The sequence below is a fragment of the Epilithonimonas sp. genome (genome assembly GCF_056329745.1).
On record NZ_JBWEYV010000001.1, the window covers coordinates 392,132 to 409,483 of the forward strand.

Below are 17,352 nucleotides of genomic sequence, written 5' to 3' on the forward strand. Positions count from 1 at the left end.
AGGTTTTAAAAACTTATGAGGTTTAGTTCGATTAATCTTAAAGGAATACTATCTTTTCGCTTTATTCGTCATATAGAAAATCAACTTTCCGCCATTGGTAATATCCTGATGCCTGATTGTCAAATCTTTTATCACTTTGCCGTTTAGCTCAATTTTATCAACATAAACATTTTTATCGGACTGATTTTTGGCTTCAATTTCAAAGGTTTTTCCGTTTTCCAGATTCAAAGTTGCATTTTTTATACTTGGGCTGCCAATAGAATATTCATCAGAGCCTGGCGAAATCGGGTAAAATCCCAAACTATTGAAAATATACCACGCACTCATTTGTCCGCAATCGTCATTTCCACCCAATCCATCGGGTTTTGCCTTGTATTGCATCGTCAGGATTTTACGGATTTGAGCCTGAGTTTTCCAAGGTTGTCCGGCAAAATTGTAAAGATAAGCCACGTGGTGCGCCGGTTCGTTGCCGTGAACATAACCACCAATAATTCCTTCCCGTGTGATGTCTTCTGTATCCGCAAAAAATTCGTCTGGCAAATGCATTGAGAAGAGCTGATCCAGGTTTTCCGTGAATTTCTTTTTTCCGCCCATTGCCTCAATTAAAGCATTCGGGTTATGGGGCACAAAGAAACTGTAGTTCCAGGAATTGCCTTCTATAAAGCCTTGCCCGTGCGTGCTCAGCAAATCAAATTCTTTTTTGAAACTTCCGTCTGCCAATCTTGGCCTCATAAAACCAATGGATTTGTCAAAGACATTTTTCCAGTTTTCGGAACGTTTCAGATATTCATTATAAATGTCGGTTTTGCCTAATTTTTGAGCGATTTGAGCGATTGCCCAGTCATCGTAAGCATATTCTAAAGTATTGGAAACCGATGTTCCGTTTTTCTCCGCAGCAATGTAACCTTTATCAATATACTCACCGATGCCTTCGTAACTTCTTTTGTTGGACGTGGCGATGCAGGCTTTCAAAGCGTCTTCCGGATTTCCTGTAAATGTATTTTTGATAATGGCATCCGCAATCAAAGAAACCGAATGATAACCGCTCATACACCAGTTTTCGTTAGCATAATGCGACCAAACCGGCAACATTTTCAAACTGAATTGCTCATAATGCGCCAACATCGATTTTACCATATCATTATTCCTTTTTGGCTGAATAATATTGAAAAACGGATGCAAAGCGCGATACGTATCCCAAAGTGAAAACGTGGTATAATTGGTAAAATCCTTAGCCTTATGAACATTCTGGTCAAGGCCTTTGTACTCGCCATTGCCGTCCATATAAACCGTTGGATTGATAAAAGTATGATACATTGCCGTATAGAAATTAACCATATCATCCTGGGAAAGTGCTTGGATTTGAATTTTATTCAATTCTTTATTCCAATCGTTTTGAGCCTGGGATTTTACGTTTTCAAAATTCCAATCCGGTGTTTCTTTTTGCAAATTTTCCAACGCATTGGCTTGGCTGACAGGCGAAATCGCTAATTTGACCTGAACTTTTTCATTGTCCTGCGTATCAAAATCAAAATGCATTCTGATTTTCTTGCCGGCAATTTCCGGGAAATTCTCATCCTGATTCCATTTTCTCCAAAAACCGCGGTAAGGCTGTTTGCCATCAAAATTTTTCTGGCCGTAAGATTTAAAAGGTTTCGAAAATTCCATAGCAAAATAAACCGTTCTGGTTCTTGCCCAACCGTTGGTTTGCCTGTAACCTGTGATTCTGTGGTCGTTTTCGATTCTTACATATGTCCAGACATTCTTGTCATCATAATTGTAAATCCCGGACATCAAGTCCAAAATAATATGTGCATCATCCGATTTTGGAAAAGTGTATTGATGAAATCCAACTCTTGTAGTGGCCGTTAATTCAGCTAAAATATTAGAATCATCCAGTTTTACTCTGTAATATCCGGCTTCCGCTTTTTCGTTCTGATGAGAAAATCGGGAACGGAATCCACTTTCAGGATTTTGCGCAGTTCCAGGATTTAATTTAAGTTTTCCGACGGTTGGCATTATTAGAAAATCGCCCAAATCCGAATGACCTGTTCCGCTGAAATGCGTGTGCGAAAAACCGACAATTGTTTTGTCTTCGTAGCGGTAACCAGCGCAATATTTATAAACATCAGGGTTATATTTCCCATTGATTTCGTAAGATAAAGTATCGGTTTCGGGACTCAATTGAACGGCTCCAAAAGGAACGGTTGCACCAGGAAAGGTGTGTCCCATTTTTTCTGTCCCGATAATAGGGTTGACATATTTGGCAAGATTCTGCATTTTTTGAGCGTTGAATAATAATGAAAAGCAAATTAATAATAATAGAATGTGACTTTTTCCTGCAAGCATATTGGTATGATTTATAGTTATTTTTTGTTTTTTATTAATGTGATGCATTTTCGCCATTCGATATTTCGCGGAAAAGCTGGAGCAACTCTTCATTAGGTTCCTGGTTTTTATTTTTTGATTTAAAATAATCCCGAAAAAGATCCTGAATATCCTGATTAAGATTAATCGAATTATTTTGTTCACTTACCGCTAACGCATCATTTTTAATTTTCGGAATAAGATGGATAATACCATTATGTGACTGATACAAGCGTTTACGGTCTTCTGCCTTTAGAAAAGTATCACTTTCTAGGGTAAGCTCTACCAGTGCATCAGGGTTTTCTCTCAACCAATCCAGAGCAACATCTACACTACCGAAGGTTTTGCGGGATAATTTTTTGCCGTTTGTAATAGGAATTGGCCGATGAGAAACATCTTTCCCCGGTTCTGCATCAATGATTGTGACAGATTTGGTTTGCCCGGCCTCGCTGAAACTGTAACAGAGCGCAGCGGAAGAATAAATTACCGGTTTTTCTACAGTGCCAACATTTTGATAATTGTGAAGATGACCCAATGCGCTGTACTGGATCTGCTGCGGTATAATCTCAGAATAGATAAGGTCTGCATTGCCAATCATAATCGGTTTTTCGCCTTCGGGTTCTTCGGGTTTTGGCATACCTTTTTTCATCATAAATAGATGCGCAAGCAGAAGATTGACCCCTTTATCATCACAATAATTTTCAGCAAGATTATTCCAACGGTTGTGCAAAATCTGATTGAGTGCCAGTTCGCGGTTTTCCTCGCCAAGATATTCTTTGAGGCGAATCTCATTGGCATATGCCGTATGCAAAATCCTGACAGGAAACAGGATATCTTTGATGATTAATTCCAGAAACCCTTTGTCGGTTTTAGAAATTTTTAAATTTTCTAGTTCAAAAAGCGGAACTTCTGCATTTGGATGGCCTATCAAAATAATACCACATTCTTTGGCCAGAACATCCGGAGCATCGATCCTGTCCGGAGAATCATGATTACCCGCAATGGCTACAACGGGACGCCGGCCGTTGTTGGAAAGGGCTTTCAGGGTTTTATAAAAAAGCTCTACCGCTTCGGTTGACGGATTAAAGTTATCGAACAAATCGCCGGCAACCAATACCAAATCCACATCTTCCTGATTTGCAATATCGATAATTTCCTTCATGACCAGTCTTTGCTCATCGAGGCGGGAAAAATTTTCAAGACGTTTTCCAAGATGCCAGTCGGCGGTATGCAAAATTTTCATCCGTTAAAAATTAATATTTGATTGGCATTGTAAAAACAGTTGCAAAGACCCAACGATTTGTTTCATTGGATAAAGATAGTTTTTTGGCAAAAAAGGACAAAGCATAAAGCCTAAAGAATTAATTCCCCGATCTAACATTTTGATTACAGAACCATTCTGACCTTAATCCAAATTAATTAAAATCAACGGAAATTACTTAAATTTGTATTGTGAATCCCAATCTCGAACTTCAGCTAAAAACCCTTCCTATGGAGCCCGGCGTTTATCGTTATTATGACAAAAACGACCAGCTGCTGTATGTAGGAAAAGCCAAACATCTTAAGAAAAGAGTCCTCTCCTATTTTAATAAAAACCTTTCCGGATACAGGACCAGGATTATGGTATCCAAAATCCATCGACTGGAAACCACAGTTGTGGACAGTGAATATGATGCGCTGCTGCTGGAAAATAACCTCATCAAAGAGCATCAGCCGTTCTATAATGTAATGCTGAAAGATGACAAATCCTACCCTTGGATTTGCATTAAAAATGAAGATTTCCCAAGGATTTTCATGACAAGAACCAAGATCAAGGACGGATCCGAATATTATGGGCCTTATGCCAAAGTAAAGCCTGCCAGGGTTTTGCTGGATACAATAAAAAACCTGTATAAAATAAGAACCTGCAACCTGAATCTTTCCCCAACCAAGATTGAGGAAGGCAAATACCGCGTCTGCCTAGAGTATCATATCAAAAACTGCAACGGCCCTTGTGAAGGTCTTGAATCTAAAGAGGAATACGATGAAAAGGTAGAAGCCATCCGCGGGATCATAAAAGGAGACTTCCGCTTTGCCAAGAAATATATGGAAGAGCGCATGTTCCGCTATGCTGCCAACCTGGAGTTTGAAAAGGCACAAATGATTAAGCAAAACATCGAATCCCTAGATGATTATCAGGCGAAACACACCGTAGTTAACCCGAGTATAGATGATGTGGATGTTTTTGGGATGACAAGCGATGAGACGGCGGCGTATGTGAATTATTTCAAAATAAGGAATGGCTCTATCGTGCAAAGTTTTACCACCGAGATCAAAAAAGTATTGGAAGAAACGGATGAAGACATTCTGGAAGAAGCCTTGATCGAGATCCGGCAAAAATTTGACTCTACATCGAGGGAGATTTTAATTCCTTTTCATCTGGGTTTGGAAATCCCCGGCGTAAAACTAATTGTGCCCAAAGTGGGTGACAAAAAAAGAGTGGTAGAATTATCTGAAAAAAACGCTAAAGAATACCGCTTGGAAAAACTGAAACAGGTGCAAATCATAGATCCGGAAAGGCATACCAACCGCATTATGGCAGAGATGAAGCACATCCTGAGAATGCCTGTGGAACCAAGACATATCGAAGGGTTTGACAACTCCAACATCCAGGGAACCAATCCAGTTTCTGCGTGTGTGGTTTTCAAAGACGGCAAGCCAAGCAAGTCGGATTACAGGATTTTTCATCCCAAAACCGTGGAAGGCCCTAACGACTTTGCCACCATGGAAGAAGTTATCTACCGCCGCTACAGACGACTGATAGACGAAGGCGAATCTCTGCCACAGCTTATCCTGATAGACGGCGGAAAAGGCCAATTGTCATCCGCGGTTAAAAGCCTGAAACTGCTTGGGCTATACGGAAAAATCACCATTATTGGGATTGCTAAACGACTGGAGGAAATTTATTTCCCTGAAGATTCCGTTCCTCTCTATATCGATAAAAAAGCGGAAACGCTCAAAATCCTGCAGCGTGTACGGGACGAGTCCCACCGTTTTGGTGTCAAACATCACCGCACAAGGCGTAAAAATTCTACCATCAAATCCGAATTGGAAGAAATCCCGGGTGTAGGGCCAAAATCCATAGAATTATTACTCTCCAAACTGAAATCCGTTAAAAGAATAAAAGAAGCAGACCTTGCAACATTGGAAGAAATCCTAGGAAAATCAAAAGCCAAGGTTGTTTGGGCGTTTTTTAACACACCTGAAAATTCATAATATCATATCTATCGGAATTCTTAACGTTAATTCTTATCTTTGCAACCTAAATTTTAATAATGAACAAATACATAAAGTTTGTAATTGCAGCCATCATCATTGCGCTGGGTGTTTATCTGATGTTTAACCGCAACATCGGATGGGGAATTGTTTTGGTAATCCTATCTGCCATTCCTATTGCACTGTTTTTCAAAAACGAATACATCCTCTTGGCTTTTTGGCAACTGAGAAAGCAAAATATGGAAAAAGCTTCTCACTTCTTAGCCAAAATCACCAATTACCAATCACAACTTCATAAGAGTCAATATGGCTATTTCCATTATCTACAGGCTTTGACAACGGCCCAGGAACAACCTGCAAAAACCGAAGCCCTAATGAAAAAAGCATTGGAATATGGCCTTAATATGAAACATGACCGTGCCATGGCTAAGCTAAATTTGGCAGCTTCTGCATTATCCAAGGGAAGAAAAACTGAAGCTCAGAAACTTTTGGAAGAAGCTAAACAACTTGATTCTGCAGGGATGATGACAGACCAGATCAAAATGATGAAAGAGCAGCTAAAGCTGCCATCCATGCAAAAACACATGCACAATCCCAACATGAGACAGAGAGGAAAATTCTTCTAAATCATAAAAAAATCGGTTTCTATAAACCGATTTTTTGTTTTCAAAGCTTTGCAAATTTTTAGGATTTAATTTTCTTCTTTTCTATGATCGCTTGTATAAAATTTCGGGATTTGCCAATGGTACTTAACCGCCAGCGTACGGATGGCCACAATTAAAATAATCGTGGAAACCTGAACCAGCGTATAGGACCATCCGGAATATTTGGTCATCAACAAAAAAATACCGGCACCAATAATACAGGCTGTTGCATAGATCTCTTTACGGAAAATCAGTGGAATCCTGTTAAGCAAAATATCCCTAATAATCCCCCCAAAACACCCTGTAATAGTCCCTAAAGTGAGGCAAATCAACGGATGCAATCCTTCTGTCAAACCTTTCTGGATACCAATGATTGTAAAAAGCCCCAATCCAAAACTGTCAAAAATAAACAGTGTTACTTTAAAATTCCTCTCAATGGATTTGAAGATCATTGAGAAAAGACAGGTAAAAAATATAAGCGAGCAGGTAAGCATATCCGTCATCCAAAACACAGGGACATCCAGCAGCAAATCTCGCACGGTACCACCACCCACCGAGGTTACAAACGCAATAATCAAAACACCAAAGGGGTCCAAACGTTTTTGCATGGCAGCAAAACTACCAGACATGGCAAATGAAATGGTTCCCAAAACTTCTATAAGAAAATTAAACTGCTGATGCACGGCTATTTTATAATTGATAAATGATGAATGATAAAATGATGACGGACGAAAAAATACTATTTAATATCCAATTCTACAAGAACCGGGCAATGGTCAGAATGTTTGACTTCCGGCAAAATGACAGCCCTTGTCATCTTATCTTTCAATGGTTCTGAGACAAAATTGTAATCCAAACGCCAACCTTTGTTCCGGGCGCGTGATCCGGCGCGGTAGCTCCACCAAGAATATTGATCCGGCTGATCATTAAAGTAACGGAAACTGTCCGTAAGGTGATTGTCTGTCATAAAACTGGTCATCCATTCGCGCTCCATCGGGAGAAACCCGGATGTATTGGCCAAACCAACAGGATTATGGATATCAATTGCCTGATGGCAGATGTTGAAATCTCCACAGATAATGAGATTGGGAATAATCTTCCTAAGTGCCTGAATATAATCTAAAAAATCCCGGCAAAATTCCATCTTGAAACTGAGCCTGTCTATGTTAGACGCAGAGGGCACATAAACCGAAATGACTGAAAACCCTTCAAAATCTGCGCGTATAATGCGTCCCTCGTTATCATAACTTTCTATCCCGCAACCATATTCCACATGCTTAGGTTTGACTTTGGAGGCAATCCCTACGCCGCTGTAACCTTTTTTAACGGCTGAATGCCAATAGCTGTGATAACCCAGCTTTTCGAAACTTTCTATGTCAATCTGGTCATTGCCGGCTTTGCTCTCCTGTATGCAAATTACATCGGGAGCGGCTACATTGAGCCAGCCGAGAAAATCTTTGGTAAAGGCAGCACGAATGCCGTTGACGTTGTAGGAAATGATTCTCATATCTTTTTTAGCTGATGAGTTAAAGTTGATTGATAATAATGAACTGGCAAATTTCGGGATTTTGGATGGATTGGTCAAAAAGATTTGTACCCGAAATCTTAGCCCCGATTGCAGTGAAAATCCTTTTTTGCGGCTGGCAAATGCCAAGGGAAAAAGATTGCAACGGAAAGCGGGTACCAACGCCTATGGAACGGGAAGACCCAATGCTCCTAAAAATAAAAAGGCGGAAAAAATAAAAACTTTTTCCGCCCCAGAAAACCCAAATCAAATAAACTATGAAAAAAAACTATTTGGGTTCTAATATGCTGATCGGGATGATGATCTCCTCTAGCGAGATGCCGCCGTGCTGATATGTGTCTTTGTAATAGTTGACAAAATGGTTGTAATTTTTGGGATATGCCAAGAATATGTTGTTTTTGGCAAAAATATACTTAGAGCTCAAATTGCCTTTTGGCAAAAACAACTTGTCTGGATTGCTGATGGCCCAAACGTCCTTGTCTTCGTACGTGAGGCTGCGCCCGGTTTTGTAACGGATGTTGGTAGAGGTTTCTCTGTCACCCACCACTTTGCTCGGTTTTTTAACGTAGATTGTCCCATGGTCTGTTGTAATTACCAGTTTGAAACCACTTTCTGCAGCGGCCTTTATAATTTTGATTAACGATGAATTCTCGAACCAGTTGTATGTCAAAGAACGGAAGGTTTTATCATCCCTAATCAATTGATTGACAATATTATTATCTGTTTTTGCATGTGATAGAATATCGATAAAATTATAGACAATCACCAAAAGGTCATTGTTTTTATGCTGATTAAAATCGTCCAGGATTTTTCTTTCAAAATCGGCATTGAGAATCTTAAGATACTTCATTGATTTGCCGGAAAGGCCGATCCTTTTCATCTGATCTTCCAGAAAATCGCGCTCGTGTTCATTCTTGTTACCTTCTTCGTTGTCATTAAACCAATATTCCGGGAAACGTTTTTCGATCTCAGATGGCATCAGTCCTGCAAAAAATGAGTTGCGGGCATATTGGGTAGCCGTTGGTAAAATACTGAAATAATAATCTTCTGATGTCTTATTATAAAACCTTGTGAATAGCGGCTCTATCACCTTCCATTGGTCATATCTCAGGTTATCTACCATCAGCAGCAACACTTTTTCTTTCTCTACTTCCGGTTTTACCTTGTCTTTGAAGAGCGTATGGCTCATCATCGGTTTATCGTTGCTGTGGAGCCATTCTTCGTAATTATTTTCTATAAATTTTGAAAACTGGATATTGGCTTCTTCTTTCTGATTTTGCAAAAGATCTGCAAACTCGCTGTCAAACACTTTATCGAATTTGATTTCCCAGTTCAGGATCTTTTTATAATACTCTGCCCAATCCTGATAAGTGCGGAGATAAGACAACTCCATGCTCAAGTTTCTGAACTCCTGCTGATAATCCACGATGGTTTTCTGCTCTACCAATGTCTCGCTTTGGAGATTTTTTTTGAGCGACAAAAGTACCTGATTGGGGTTAACCGGCTTCAGGATATAATCTGCGATCTGCGAGCCAATGGCCTGCTCCATGATGTGTTCCTCTTCACTTTTGGTCACCATCACAATTTTCAGCGCGCTGTCTCGGTCTTTAATCATGGGAATGGCTTCCAGGCCGGAGATACCGGGCATATTTTCGTCAAGAAGCGTTAATTCGAATTTCTCTTTATCGATCAATTCCAGCGCCTCATTCACATTGTTAACAGGCGTTACCTGATAACCCTTGTTCTCTAAGAAAACAATGTGTGGTTTTAGCAAATCTACTTCATCATCGATCCATAAAATTTTTCCTGACATATATATTTATTTATTGAGGTTTGTACATCAAAATTATGACCAAAATATCATAATAATGATTAAATTAACACGGTGAGGACGTTAAATATTAGTTAATGCAATAAAAAAAACTTTGCCGATTTCTCAGCAAAGTTTTTATTAGTTAGAATAACTAATCAGTTCTTTCTTGTTGGCGTTGTAAAGATGAAACTCCAACATCTTGAAAGAATCTCTTGGGATAATGGTTACCCATTTTTTGTACTTCAAAAACCACTTATTCTGGATGCTTGCCAGGCCTTTGGTAAGGTAGGCTTCCAAAAATGGATGTACATGGAGGTATAGTTTGCCTTTCTCCTTCTGCATAATAGTTCTGATAGATTCCTCCATTTGCTCCACAATCACGATGGGCGCAATAATCTCGCCATCTTTGTTGGGATTTTCTTCGGACGTTTCTATATGATTCTCTGGCCGTACGCGCTGTCTCGTCATCTGTATCAGCCCAAATTTTGAAGGTGGCAAAACTTTGTGCCTTGCCTTGTCACGCTGCATCTCGTTTCGGAAATGCTCGTATAATTCTTTACGGTGTTCGGGATCTGTCATATCGATAAAATCCACTACGATAATACCGCCCATATCACGCAGCCTCAATTGCCTTGCAATCTCAGTTGCCGCCATTTTGTTGACATTTAGCGCATGGGTTTTATTGGTATTAGCAGACGAAATATTGTTCCCGGAATTGACATCCACAACATGGAGCGCTTCTGTATGTTCTATCACAAGATAAGCCCCTTTGGACGCAGGAATGTTGACATGTTTCCCGAAACTCTGTTTCAGTTGCTTCTCTACATTATAATATTCCAACAACGGGATATGCGAGTCGTACAGCTGAACAATATTCTTCCGCTCTGGCGCAATCACCTCAAGGTAAGCTTTCATATCGTCCACCATTTTTTCGTCATCGCAAATAATGCTGACAAAATCCTGGTTAAAGTTATCCCGAAGGATAGATGAAGCTTTATCATCCTCGCTGAGAATCTTGCTTGGGACCTTATTTTTCTGAATATTCTTGAAGGTGGTCTCCCATTTTTTGATCAGCTGATTCATATCATTATGAAGTTCAGCCACTTTCTTTCCTTCTGCAACGGTTCTGATAATCACACCGAAACCTTCTGGACGAATACTTTCGATCAAAGTTTTCAGCCTTGTTTTTTCTTCCTGATTACTGACTTTTTTGGATACAGAAATCTTATTGTCAAAAGGAATTAATACCAGAAAACGTCCGGTAAGTGAAATCTGTGTAGAGATCCTTGGACCTTTTGTAGAGATCGGTTCTTTGGTGATTTGCAACAGGACAAGATCGCCTGCTGTAAGCACTTTATCAACCGTTCCCATCTTATTGATGTCTTTTTCTTTCTCAAAATTCTTGAGACTTGGCGTCTGTTGTTTTTTGGAAATGGTATTTTTCAGGAACTTCTGGTACGAGAGAAATTGCGGACCAAGATCCTGATAATGCAGAAAAGCATCCTTATCTGTGCCGATATTTACAAAAGCGGCATTAAGGTTAGGAGCCAGTTTTTTAATTTTTCCCAGAAACAAATCTCCTACTACAAATTCGGATTTTGTCTCCAGCTCATGGAGTTCGAAAAGGCGACCATCCTCCAATAAAGCGATTTTTGAAGCATCTCCCTCATTGGAAATAATCAGTTCTTTCTTCATAACTTCATAAAAGGTTTTATTAAGATTAGGTTGTAAATATAAAACAAAAATATAGTTGGCAAAAGACCAACTATATTTGTATGTATAAGACTTAGTAAGTGCAGAAAATTATTTCTTCTTATGTCTGTTTGCTCTTCTCCTTTTCTTTCTCTTGTGAGTTGCTACCTTGTGTCTTTTTCTTTTTTTTCCGCTTGGCATAATTTATATATTTTTATTATGGTTAATATTTAACTTATTATTTAACTGCAACTTTGGTTTTAACCTTTTCTACAAAAGTTTTTGAAGGTTTAAAAGCAGGGATGTTGTGAGCAGGGATCTCTATCGCCGTATTCTTAGATATGTTTCTACCGGTTTTAGCGGCTCTGGTTTTGATGATAAAAGAACCAAAACCTCTAAGGTATACGTTGTCCCCGTTATACATAGACGTTCTTATTTCCTGCATAAAAGCTTCGATAACCTTCTGTGTATCATTCTTTTCCACTCCCAGCTTGTTCGAGATGGTATTTACCAATTCTGCCTTTGTCATTTTCTAAAATTCTTTATATTTTTGGTGTGCAAATATAAAACATATTTTTGAAAACTAACAAACAAAATGCTGATTTTCTTCACATTGGAAAAAAGCTTATAAAGTGGTACGATCATAATGCCAGACCCCTCCCGTGGAGAGAAAATAGACTCCCTTATAATATATGGATCAGCGAAATTGTCTTGCAGCAGACCCAAGTGAAACAAGGCCTTGGACATTATCTTAGATTTATTGACCGTTTTCCCACAGTTAAAGCGCTTCATAACGCTACCGAAGATGAAGTTCTACTCTATTGGAAAGGCCTTGGCTATTACAGCAGAGCCATCAACCTGCATAAGGCAGCACATCAGATTGTAGAAGAATACGAGGGAGAATTCCCAAAAAATTACCATGAGATCCTCAACTTAAAAGGTGTTGGAAAATATACCGCGGCTGCCATTGCCAGCATCTGTTACGAGGAAAAGGTTCCGGCTGTGGATGGTAATTTCTACCGCGTCCTCTCAAGGATTTTTGCTGACAATTTTGACATTTCCAATTCGAAAGCGTTTCAATATTTTTCGGATTTAGCAATGCGCATGATGCCTGATGACAAACCAGGAGAGTTTAATCAGGCTATTATGGATCTGGGCTCCGAGATTTGCAAACCCAAAAACCCATTATGCCAAGACTGCCCCGTGAATGATGACTGTAACGCTTTCATCACTGGCACAATAACGGATTATCCAGTTAAAAGCAAGAAAGCAAAAGTCACGGATCTGAGTTTGAAATATTACTTCATCAAATTTCAAAACCAATTTCTCATCAAACAGAGAGGAAATGATTTTATCTGGAAGAAACTTTATGAATTTCCGACTTCGGTTCCGGCAGAATGGGAAGAATTAATTATCAATTCGAAAATCATCAATCACAAGCTGACACATAAAAATATGACGATAGAAATCAACACGATTGGACTGGAATCGAAAAAAGCTTTAGAAAAATTCGCTTCGGATAATCATTTCATAATCGTGAATGAAAAATTGGCGGATGAAAAATCTTTCCCAAAACCACTAGAAAATTATTACAAAAAAATCTCTATTCCCGAGACGGGAAAACTATCATTCTAAAACACCTTATGTTTTGTACAAAGTTGATTATATTTGCAAAGAATTTGGTTCCGGATTATTTTTCGGATTAAAATGGGAACGGAGTGCAATTCTCCGACTGTCCCCGCAACTGTAGATCGCAAAAAAAATGATTTTGTAACACAGCCATTGTCCACCACAGAAGGATGAGAAGGCACAAATCAGCGAAAGTCAGGAGACCTGCCAAATATTATTTTGAATAAAACGCTTTCGGAGGAAAAGCCTGATTCCATATGACTTGCTCATTTATATTTTCAGTTTATTTCTCCGGTTTTTTTATAAATTAAAGTTATCAATTAATGAACAAAACGTTATTTTTTGCGGGAGCAATGCTGTTGACCGGAGCCACGGTATATGCGCAACAAGCCGAAGAAACCCCTATAGAAGAGGTAACCATCGCCTCCAAAATGCCACAACAACTTTACAAAACTGGGAAAAACATTAAACTTTTCACAGAAAGAGATTTAGAGAACTTCAAAGGACAGACACTTAATGATGTGCTTGATCAGGTTGCGGGCTTCCAGATTGTAGGAAACTTCAACAATCAGTCGGAACCAAAATCTATGAAGATACGTGGTGGTAAAAGCGCCAATGTGCTAATTTTATTAGACGGAATCCCTCTAAAAGATGTTACAGGCAATGATTACACCGTCTCGGATCTGCGCCTTATTGCACTTGAAAATGTAGAAAGCATAGAAATCCTTAATGGTGCGTCATCCGTCCTATATGGCTCCAATGCTACTGTGTCCGTCATTGATATCAAAACAAAAAAAGACGCTCAAAAGAAAATTGAAGGACTTATCTCTGCAAGAGGCGGATCTTTCAACACGTTTGCCCAGAGTGGAAACCTAAAAGGAAAAATAAATAATTTCAGTTATCAGCTTAATGCCTTTAATGAAAAATCACAGGGCATATCTGCTGCCGAAGGCAATGAAAACTTTGACAAAGACGGCTGGGAGAAACAAAATCTATCTGCAAATCTTGGATATAATAATGGGACTTTCAACATCAACCTTTCCGGTGGATGGAACCACAACTTATACAAATATGATGCGGGAGCTTTTACAGACGGTTTATACAGGGGAAATGACAAACAGTTCTTTGGCGGGCTAAATGCCGGTTATAAATATAATAATGGGCAAATTGTATTTAACTCTCGACTGTCTGGGACAGACCGATTGGGGCAAAATTTTTACACTGGGCAATATAATGATCAGTTTTCCTATACCGGAAAAAATCTTTTCTCGGAGTTATATAATTTCTATAAAGTAAACGACTATTTCAACTTTACAGTTGGCTTACAATATGAGAATCAAAAAATGGGATCGCAATCTTTACCATGGGGCGCTTCTGCCATGCAGGACGTTCTTATAGAAAAGGATACAAAAATCAACAATTTTGATGCTTTTGCAAAATTCAACGTTAATTACAACGGATTTAATTTAGATGCAGGCGCCAGGATGACGGATAATTCTAAATTTGGTAATCACTGGGTTTACTCCATCAATCCTTACTATTTGGGCGGGAACGAAACTGTGTTTTTCAAAATAGGATATTCTTACGCTACGGCTTTTATTGCACCCACGCTTTATCAAAACTACGGATCTCTGCCATACATACTGCCGAATGCTGATCTAAAACCAGAAACCAACCAAAGCCACGAGATAGACTTAAGTATTGGTAACGCTTCAAAATCTTTTGTAATTAACGGTAGTCTTTTTCTAAGAAATGAGAAGGACGTTTTCGCCTACCAAACAGTTGACATGGTAACATTTGCTGGGAAATATCTCAACGTGGATCATAATAAAGCCAAAGGATTTGAAGTAGGGTTTGACTACGATATCAACAGATATGTAGAGATTGGCGGCAATTACAGCTTTGTAGAAAAAGACAACCAAACCACCATGCTTCGCCAGCCCAAACAAAGAGTCAACTCGTATGTTGCAATAAAACCTTTTGTTTCCACAAAACTCTATTTGACCCATCAATTTGTTGGATCCAGAGCAGATGCCTATTACGACGCGGCTACTTATTCAACTGTTAATGTTACCAACAAGAGTTTTAATCTCTTTAATGTTAATATCAATCAGAAAATATCTAAAAATATTGATGCTTTTTTGGCCGTTGACAACTTGTTTAATACATCTTATGTGGACATAATTGGTTATAAAACGAAACCCAGAAACTACACTTTTGGGGTCAGTTACCTATTTTAAGATGTCTAGTACACTTACTCAAGGTTAATCTTAATAAAGCTCTTCCAGATTATTTTGGAAGAGTTTTTATTTTACAAAAAACTAAAAATAGGCAAGCTTATGCATAGTTTTTGCATAATAGGATCTTGAAAATAAAGCTTAATTTTATAAAAAATTCGCAATGAGGGAAAAAATTGTCATTATAGGCGGAGGATTTGCCGGTTTACAAATGGCACGCCATCTTAATAACAATCCAAAATATAAAGTGATGGTCATTGACAAGATGAATCACCATATGTTTCAACCGCTCTTCTATCAGGTTGCTACAGGTAGAATAGAGCCATCCAACATTTCTTTTCCGTTTCGTAAGATTTTTCAGAAATCGAAAAATATCCAGTTTCGGATGACAGAAATCAAAAAAATTATCCCGTCAGAAAACAAAGTAATTGGCGAAGATGGAGTTTTCACCTATGACAGATTGATTATTGCTACAGGTTGTAAAACCAACTTCTTTGGGAACCAAAAAATGCAGCATCTCACACTTGGGATGAAAAACACACAGGAAGCCATATCGATCCGGAATCATATCTTGATGACATTTGAGAAAATGATTATCGAAAGAAAATCTAGCGATGACGGCAATTGGAACCTGGTGATTGTAGGAAGTGGACCAACCGGTGTAGAGCTGGCAGGAGCTTTTTCTGAAATGAAATCACAAATCCTTCCAAGGGACTATCCAAGAATGAATTTTGATGACCTTAATATCATTCTTATCAGTGCCGGCGACAAACCACTTGAAAGCATGAGCACAGAATCCCAGGACGCGGCCGAAAAATACCTGAAACAACTCGGTGCCAAATTCCTCAAAAATGAAAGGGTGACTGATTACGACGGCGAAACTGTGACCATGGCCAGCGGAAAAATAATACCGTCTACCAACGTCATCTGGGCTGCGGGCGTTACAGGTAATATTATTGATGATTTTAATACAGAAAATCTTGTGCGCAACAGATATATTGTCAACCGATACAACCAGGTAAAGGGTTACACTAATATCTTTGCCATTGGGGACATCGCCTATATGGAAACTCCAAAATACCCGCATGGGCATCCGCAATTGGCCAACGTTGCCATCAATCAGGGAAAAAATCTGGCCAGAAACTTCAGTCAGAAAACTAAAAAAGACTGGAAAGAGTATGAATACACCGATCTGGGATCTATGGCAACCATCGGGAAACACAGGGCCGTTGTGGATCTGCCAAAATTAAAATTTCAGGGATTTCTTGCATGGTATTTCTGGATGTTCTTACATTTGATGCTGATTTTAAGTGTTCGGAACAAGATTGCTATTTTCTTCAACTGGATGTGGAGCTATATTAACAAGGATTCTTCCCTAAGGTTAATCATTGCGCCATCCGGCAATAATTCTACCGAGCAATAGTATAATCGATAGCTAATAAATGATATTTCAACGCAAGTTATCATTTATCATTTATCATTTATCATTTATAAATATGCGAATAGACATCATTAGCGTGCTCCCAGAATTGATGGAAAGCCCTTTCCAAACTTCTATCCTGAAAAGGGCGATGGAAAAAGGTTTGGCAGAAGTCCATTTCCACAACATCAGAGACTGGAGTGTAGGGAAACACCGCCAGATAGACGATGAGCCTTATGGTGGCGGTGCCGGCATGATAATGATGGTTGAACCGCTAGATAAATGCATCACAGAACTCAAAGGGCAAAGGGATTATGACGAGATTATCTACCTGACGCCAGACGGCGAAACACTTAACCAAAAAATGGCCAATGCATTATCTATTAAAAGTAACCTCATCTTTATCTGTGGCCATTACAAAGGTATTGACCAGAGGGTGCGGGATCTGCATGTTACCCAAGAAATCTCTATTGGCGATTATGTCTTAACCGGCGGAGAATTGGCAGCATGCGTTTTGGCTGACGCTGTTATAAGGTTGTTGCCGGGCGTTTTGAATGACGAGCAAAGTGCATTAACAGACAGTTTTCAGGATAACCTCCTATCCTATCCCATCTATACAAGACCGGAGACATATAAAGGTTTATCCGTCCCAAAGATCCTGCTGAGTGGGAATTTTGCAGCCATAGAAGACTGGCAGTATGACGAGGCTCTGCGCATTACACAAGAACGCAGACCGGATCTTTTGGAATGATAACAACTGAAAAACACTA

Annotated in this window: 14 protein-coding genes and 1 riboswitch; of the genes, 7 read left to right on the top strand and 7 right to left on the bottom strand. The window is 39.2% G+C overall.

The genetic code is table 11. The annotated features are described in order from the left end of the window. Window positions 1–48: 48 nt before the first annotated feature. Together AC00Y6_RS01690 and AC00Y6_RS01695 are read right to left on the bottom strand one after the other, a co-directional pair. Window positions 49–2,349, bottom strand: a complete 2,301-nt coding sequence (locus AC00Y6_RS01690; RefSeq protein WP_474488881.1) for a GH92 family glycosyl hydrolase — start codon at window positions 2,347–2,349, stop codon at window positions 49–51. A gap of 34 nt (window positions 2,350–2,383) precedes the next feature. Beyond that, window positions 2,384–3,610, bottom strand: a complete 1,227-nt coding sequence (locus AC00Y6_RS01695; protein WP_474488882.1) for a metallophosphoesterase family protein — start codon at window positions 3,608–3,610, stop codon at window positions 2,384–2,386. A gap of 209 nt (window positions 3,611–3,819) precedes the next feature. On the opposite strand from AC00Y6_RS01695, the gene uvrC reads away from it, so the two are divergent. Then, a complete protein-coding gene (gene uvrC / locus AC00Y6_RS01700) occupies window positions 3,820–5,622 on the top strand; it encodes an excinuclease ABC subunit UvrC (RefSeq protein WP_474488883.1) in 1,803 nt (600 codons plus the stop codon). A 59-nt stretch (window positions 5,623–5,681) separates the two neighbouring features. Next, the gene (locus tag AC00Y6_RS01705) at window positions 5,682–6,248 is read left to right on the top strand and encodes a DUF2892 domain-containing protein (protein WP_474488884.1); all 567 of its coding nucleotides are present in this window, start codon (window positions 5,682–5,684) and stop codon (window positions 6,246–6,248) included. Between the two features lie 65 nt (window positions 6,249–6,313). Here AC00Y6_RS01705 and AC00Y6_RS01710 read toward each other — a convergent pair whose 3' ends face one another. Beyond that, window positions 6,314–6,949 (bottom strand): trimeric intracellular cation channel family protein, encoded by a 636-nt coding sequence (locus AC00Y6_RS01710; RefSeq protein ID WP_474488885.1) that lies wholly within the window; start codon window positions 6,947–6,949, stop codon window positions 6,314–6,316. Window positions 6,950–7,005: 56 nt separating this feature from the next. Beyond that, window positions 7,006–7,773 (bottom strand): exodeoxyribonuclease III, encoded by a 768-nt coding sequence (locus AC00Y6_RS01715; RefSeq protein WP_474488886.1) that lies wholly within the window; start codon window positions 7,771–7,773, stop codon window positions 7,006–7,008. On the opposite strand from AC00Y6_RS01715, the gene AC00Y6_RS01720 reads away from it, so the two are divergent. Beyond that, window positions 7,763–8,074 (top strand): hypothetical protein, encoded by a 312-nt coding sequence (locus tag AC00Y6_RS01720; RefSeq protein ID WP_474488887.1) that lies wholly within the window; start codon window positions 7,763–7,765, stop codon window positions 8,072–8,074. The genes AC00Y6_RS01715 and AC00Y6_RS01720 overlap by 11 nt on opposite strands. Here AC00Y6_RS01720 and porX read toward each other — a convergent pair. The 3 genes from porX to AC00Y6_RS01735 all read right to left on the bottom strand — a co-directional run bounded on the left by porX (window position 8,060) and on the right by AC00Y6_RS01735 (window position 11,825). Further along, window positions 8,060–9,604 (bottom strand): T9SS response regulator signal transducer PorX, encoded by a 1,545-nt coding sequence (porX, locus tag AC00Y6_RS01725; protein ID WP_474488888.1) that lies wholly within the window; start codon window positions 9,602–9,604, stop codon window positions 8,060–8,062. The genes AC00Y6_RS01720 and porX overlap by 15 nt on opposite strands. Window positions 9,605–9,742: 138 nt before the next feature. Beyond that, a complete protein-coding gene (locus AC00Y6_RS01730; protein ID WP_474488889.1) occupies window positions 9,743–11,299 on the bottom strand; it encodes an Rne/Rng family ribonuclease in 1,557 nt (518 codons plus the stop codon). 235 nt (window positions 11,300–11,534) lie between these two features. Continuing rightward, window positions 11,535–11,825 carry an HU family DNA-binding protein gene (locus AC00Y6_RS01735; protein ID WP_027383593.1) on the bottom strand — a complete coding sequence of 97 codons (291 nt, stop codon included), beginning with the start codon at window positions 11,823–11,825 and terminating at the stop codon, window positions 11,535–11,537. 47 nt (window positions 11,826–11,872) lie between these two features. Between AC00Y6_RS01735 and mutY the strand changes: the two genes are divergently transcribed. The 4 genes from mutY (at window position 11,873) to trmD (ending at window position 17,333) form a co-directional block, all read left to right on the top strand. Continuing rightward, the gene (gene mutY / locus AC00Y6_RS01740) at window positions 11,873–12,931 is read left to right on the top strand and encodes an A/G-specific adenine glycosylase (RefSeq protein ID WP_474488890.1); all 1,059 of its coding nucleotides are present in this window, start codon (window positions 11,873–11,875) and stop codon (window positions 12,929–12,931) included. 28 nt (window positions 12,932–12,959) lie between these two features. Further along, window positions 12,960–13,151, top strand: a riboswitch (cobalamin riboswitch). Window positions 13,152–13,248: 97 nt separating this feature from the next. Next, window positions 13,249–15,165, top strand: coding sequence for a TonB-dependent receptor plug domain-containing protein (locus AC00Y6_RS01745; protein WP_474488891.1), 1,917 nt, complete (start codon window positions 13,249–13,251; stop codon window positions 15,163–15,165). 160 nt (window positions 15,166–15,325) lie between these two features. After that, on the top strand, window positions 15,326–16,585 hold the full coding sequence (locus tag AC00Y6_RS01750) for an NAD(P)/FAD-dependent oxidoreductase (RefSeq protein ID WP_474488892.1): 1,260 nt from the start codon (window positions 15,326–15,328) through the stop codon (window positions 16,583–16,585). A gap of 73 nt (window positions 16,586–16,658) precedes the next feature. Then, window positions 16,659–17,333, top strand: coding sequence for a tRNA (guanosine(37)-N1)-methyltransferase TrmD (trmD, locus tag AC00Y6_RS01755; protein WP_474488893.1), 675 nt, complete (start codon window positions 16,659–16,661; stop codon window positions 17,331–17,333). Window positions 17,334–17,352: the final 19 nt, after the last annotated feature.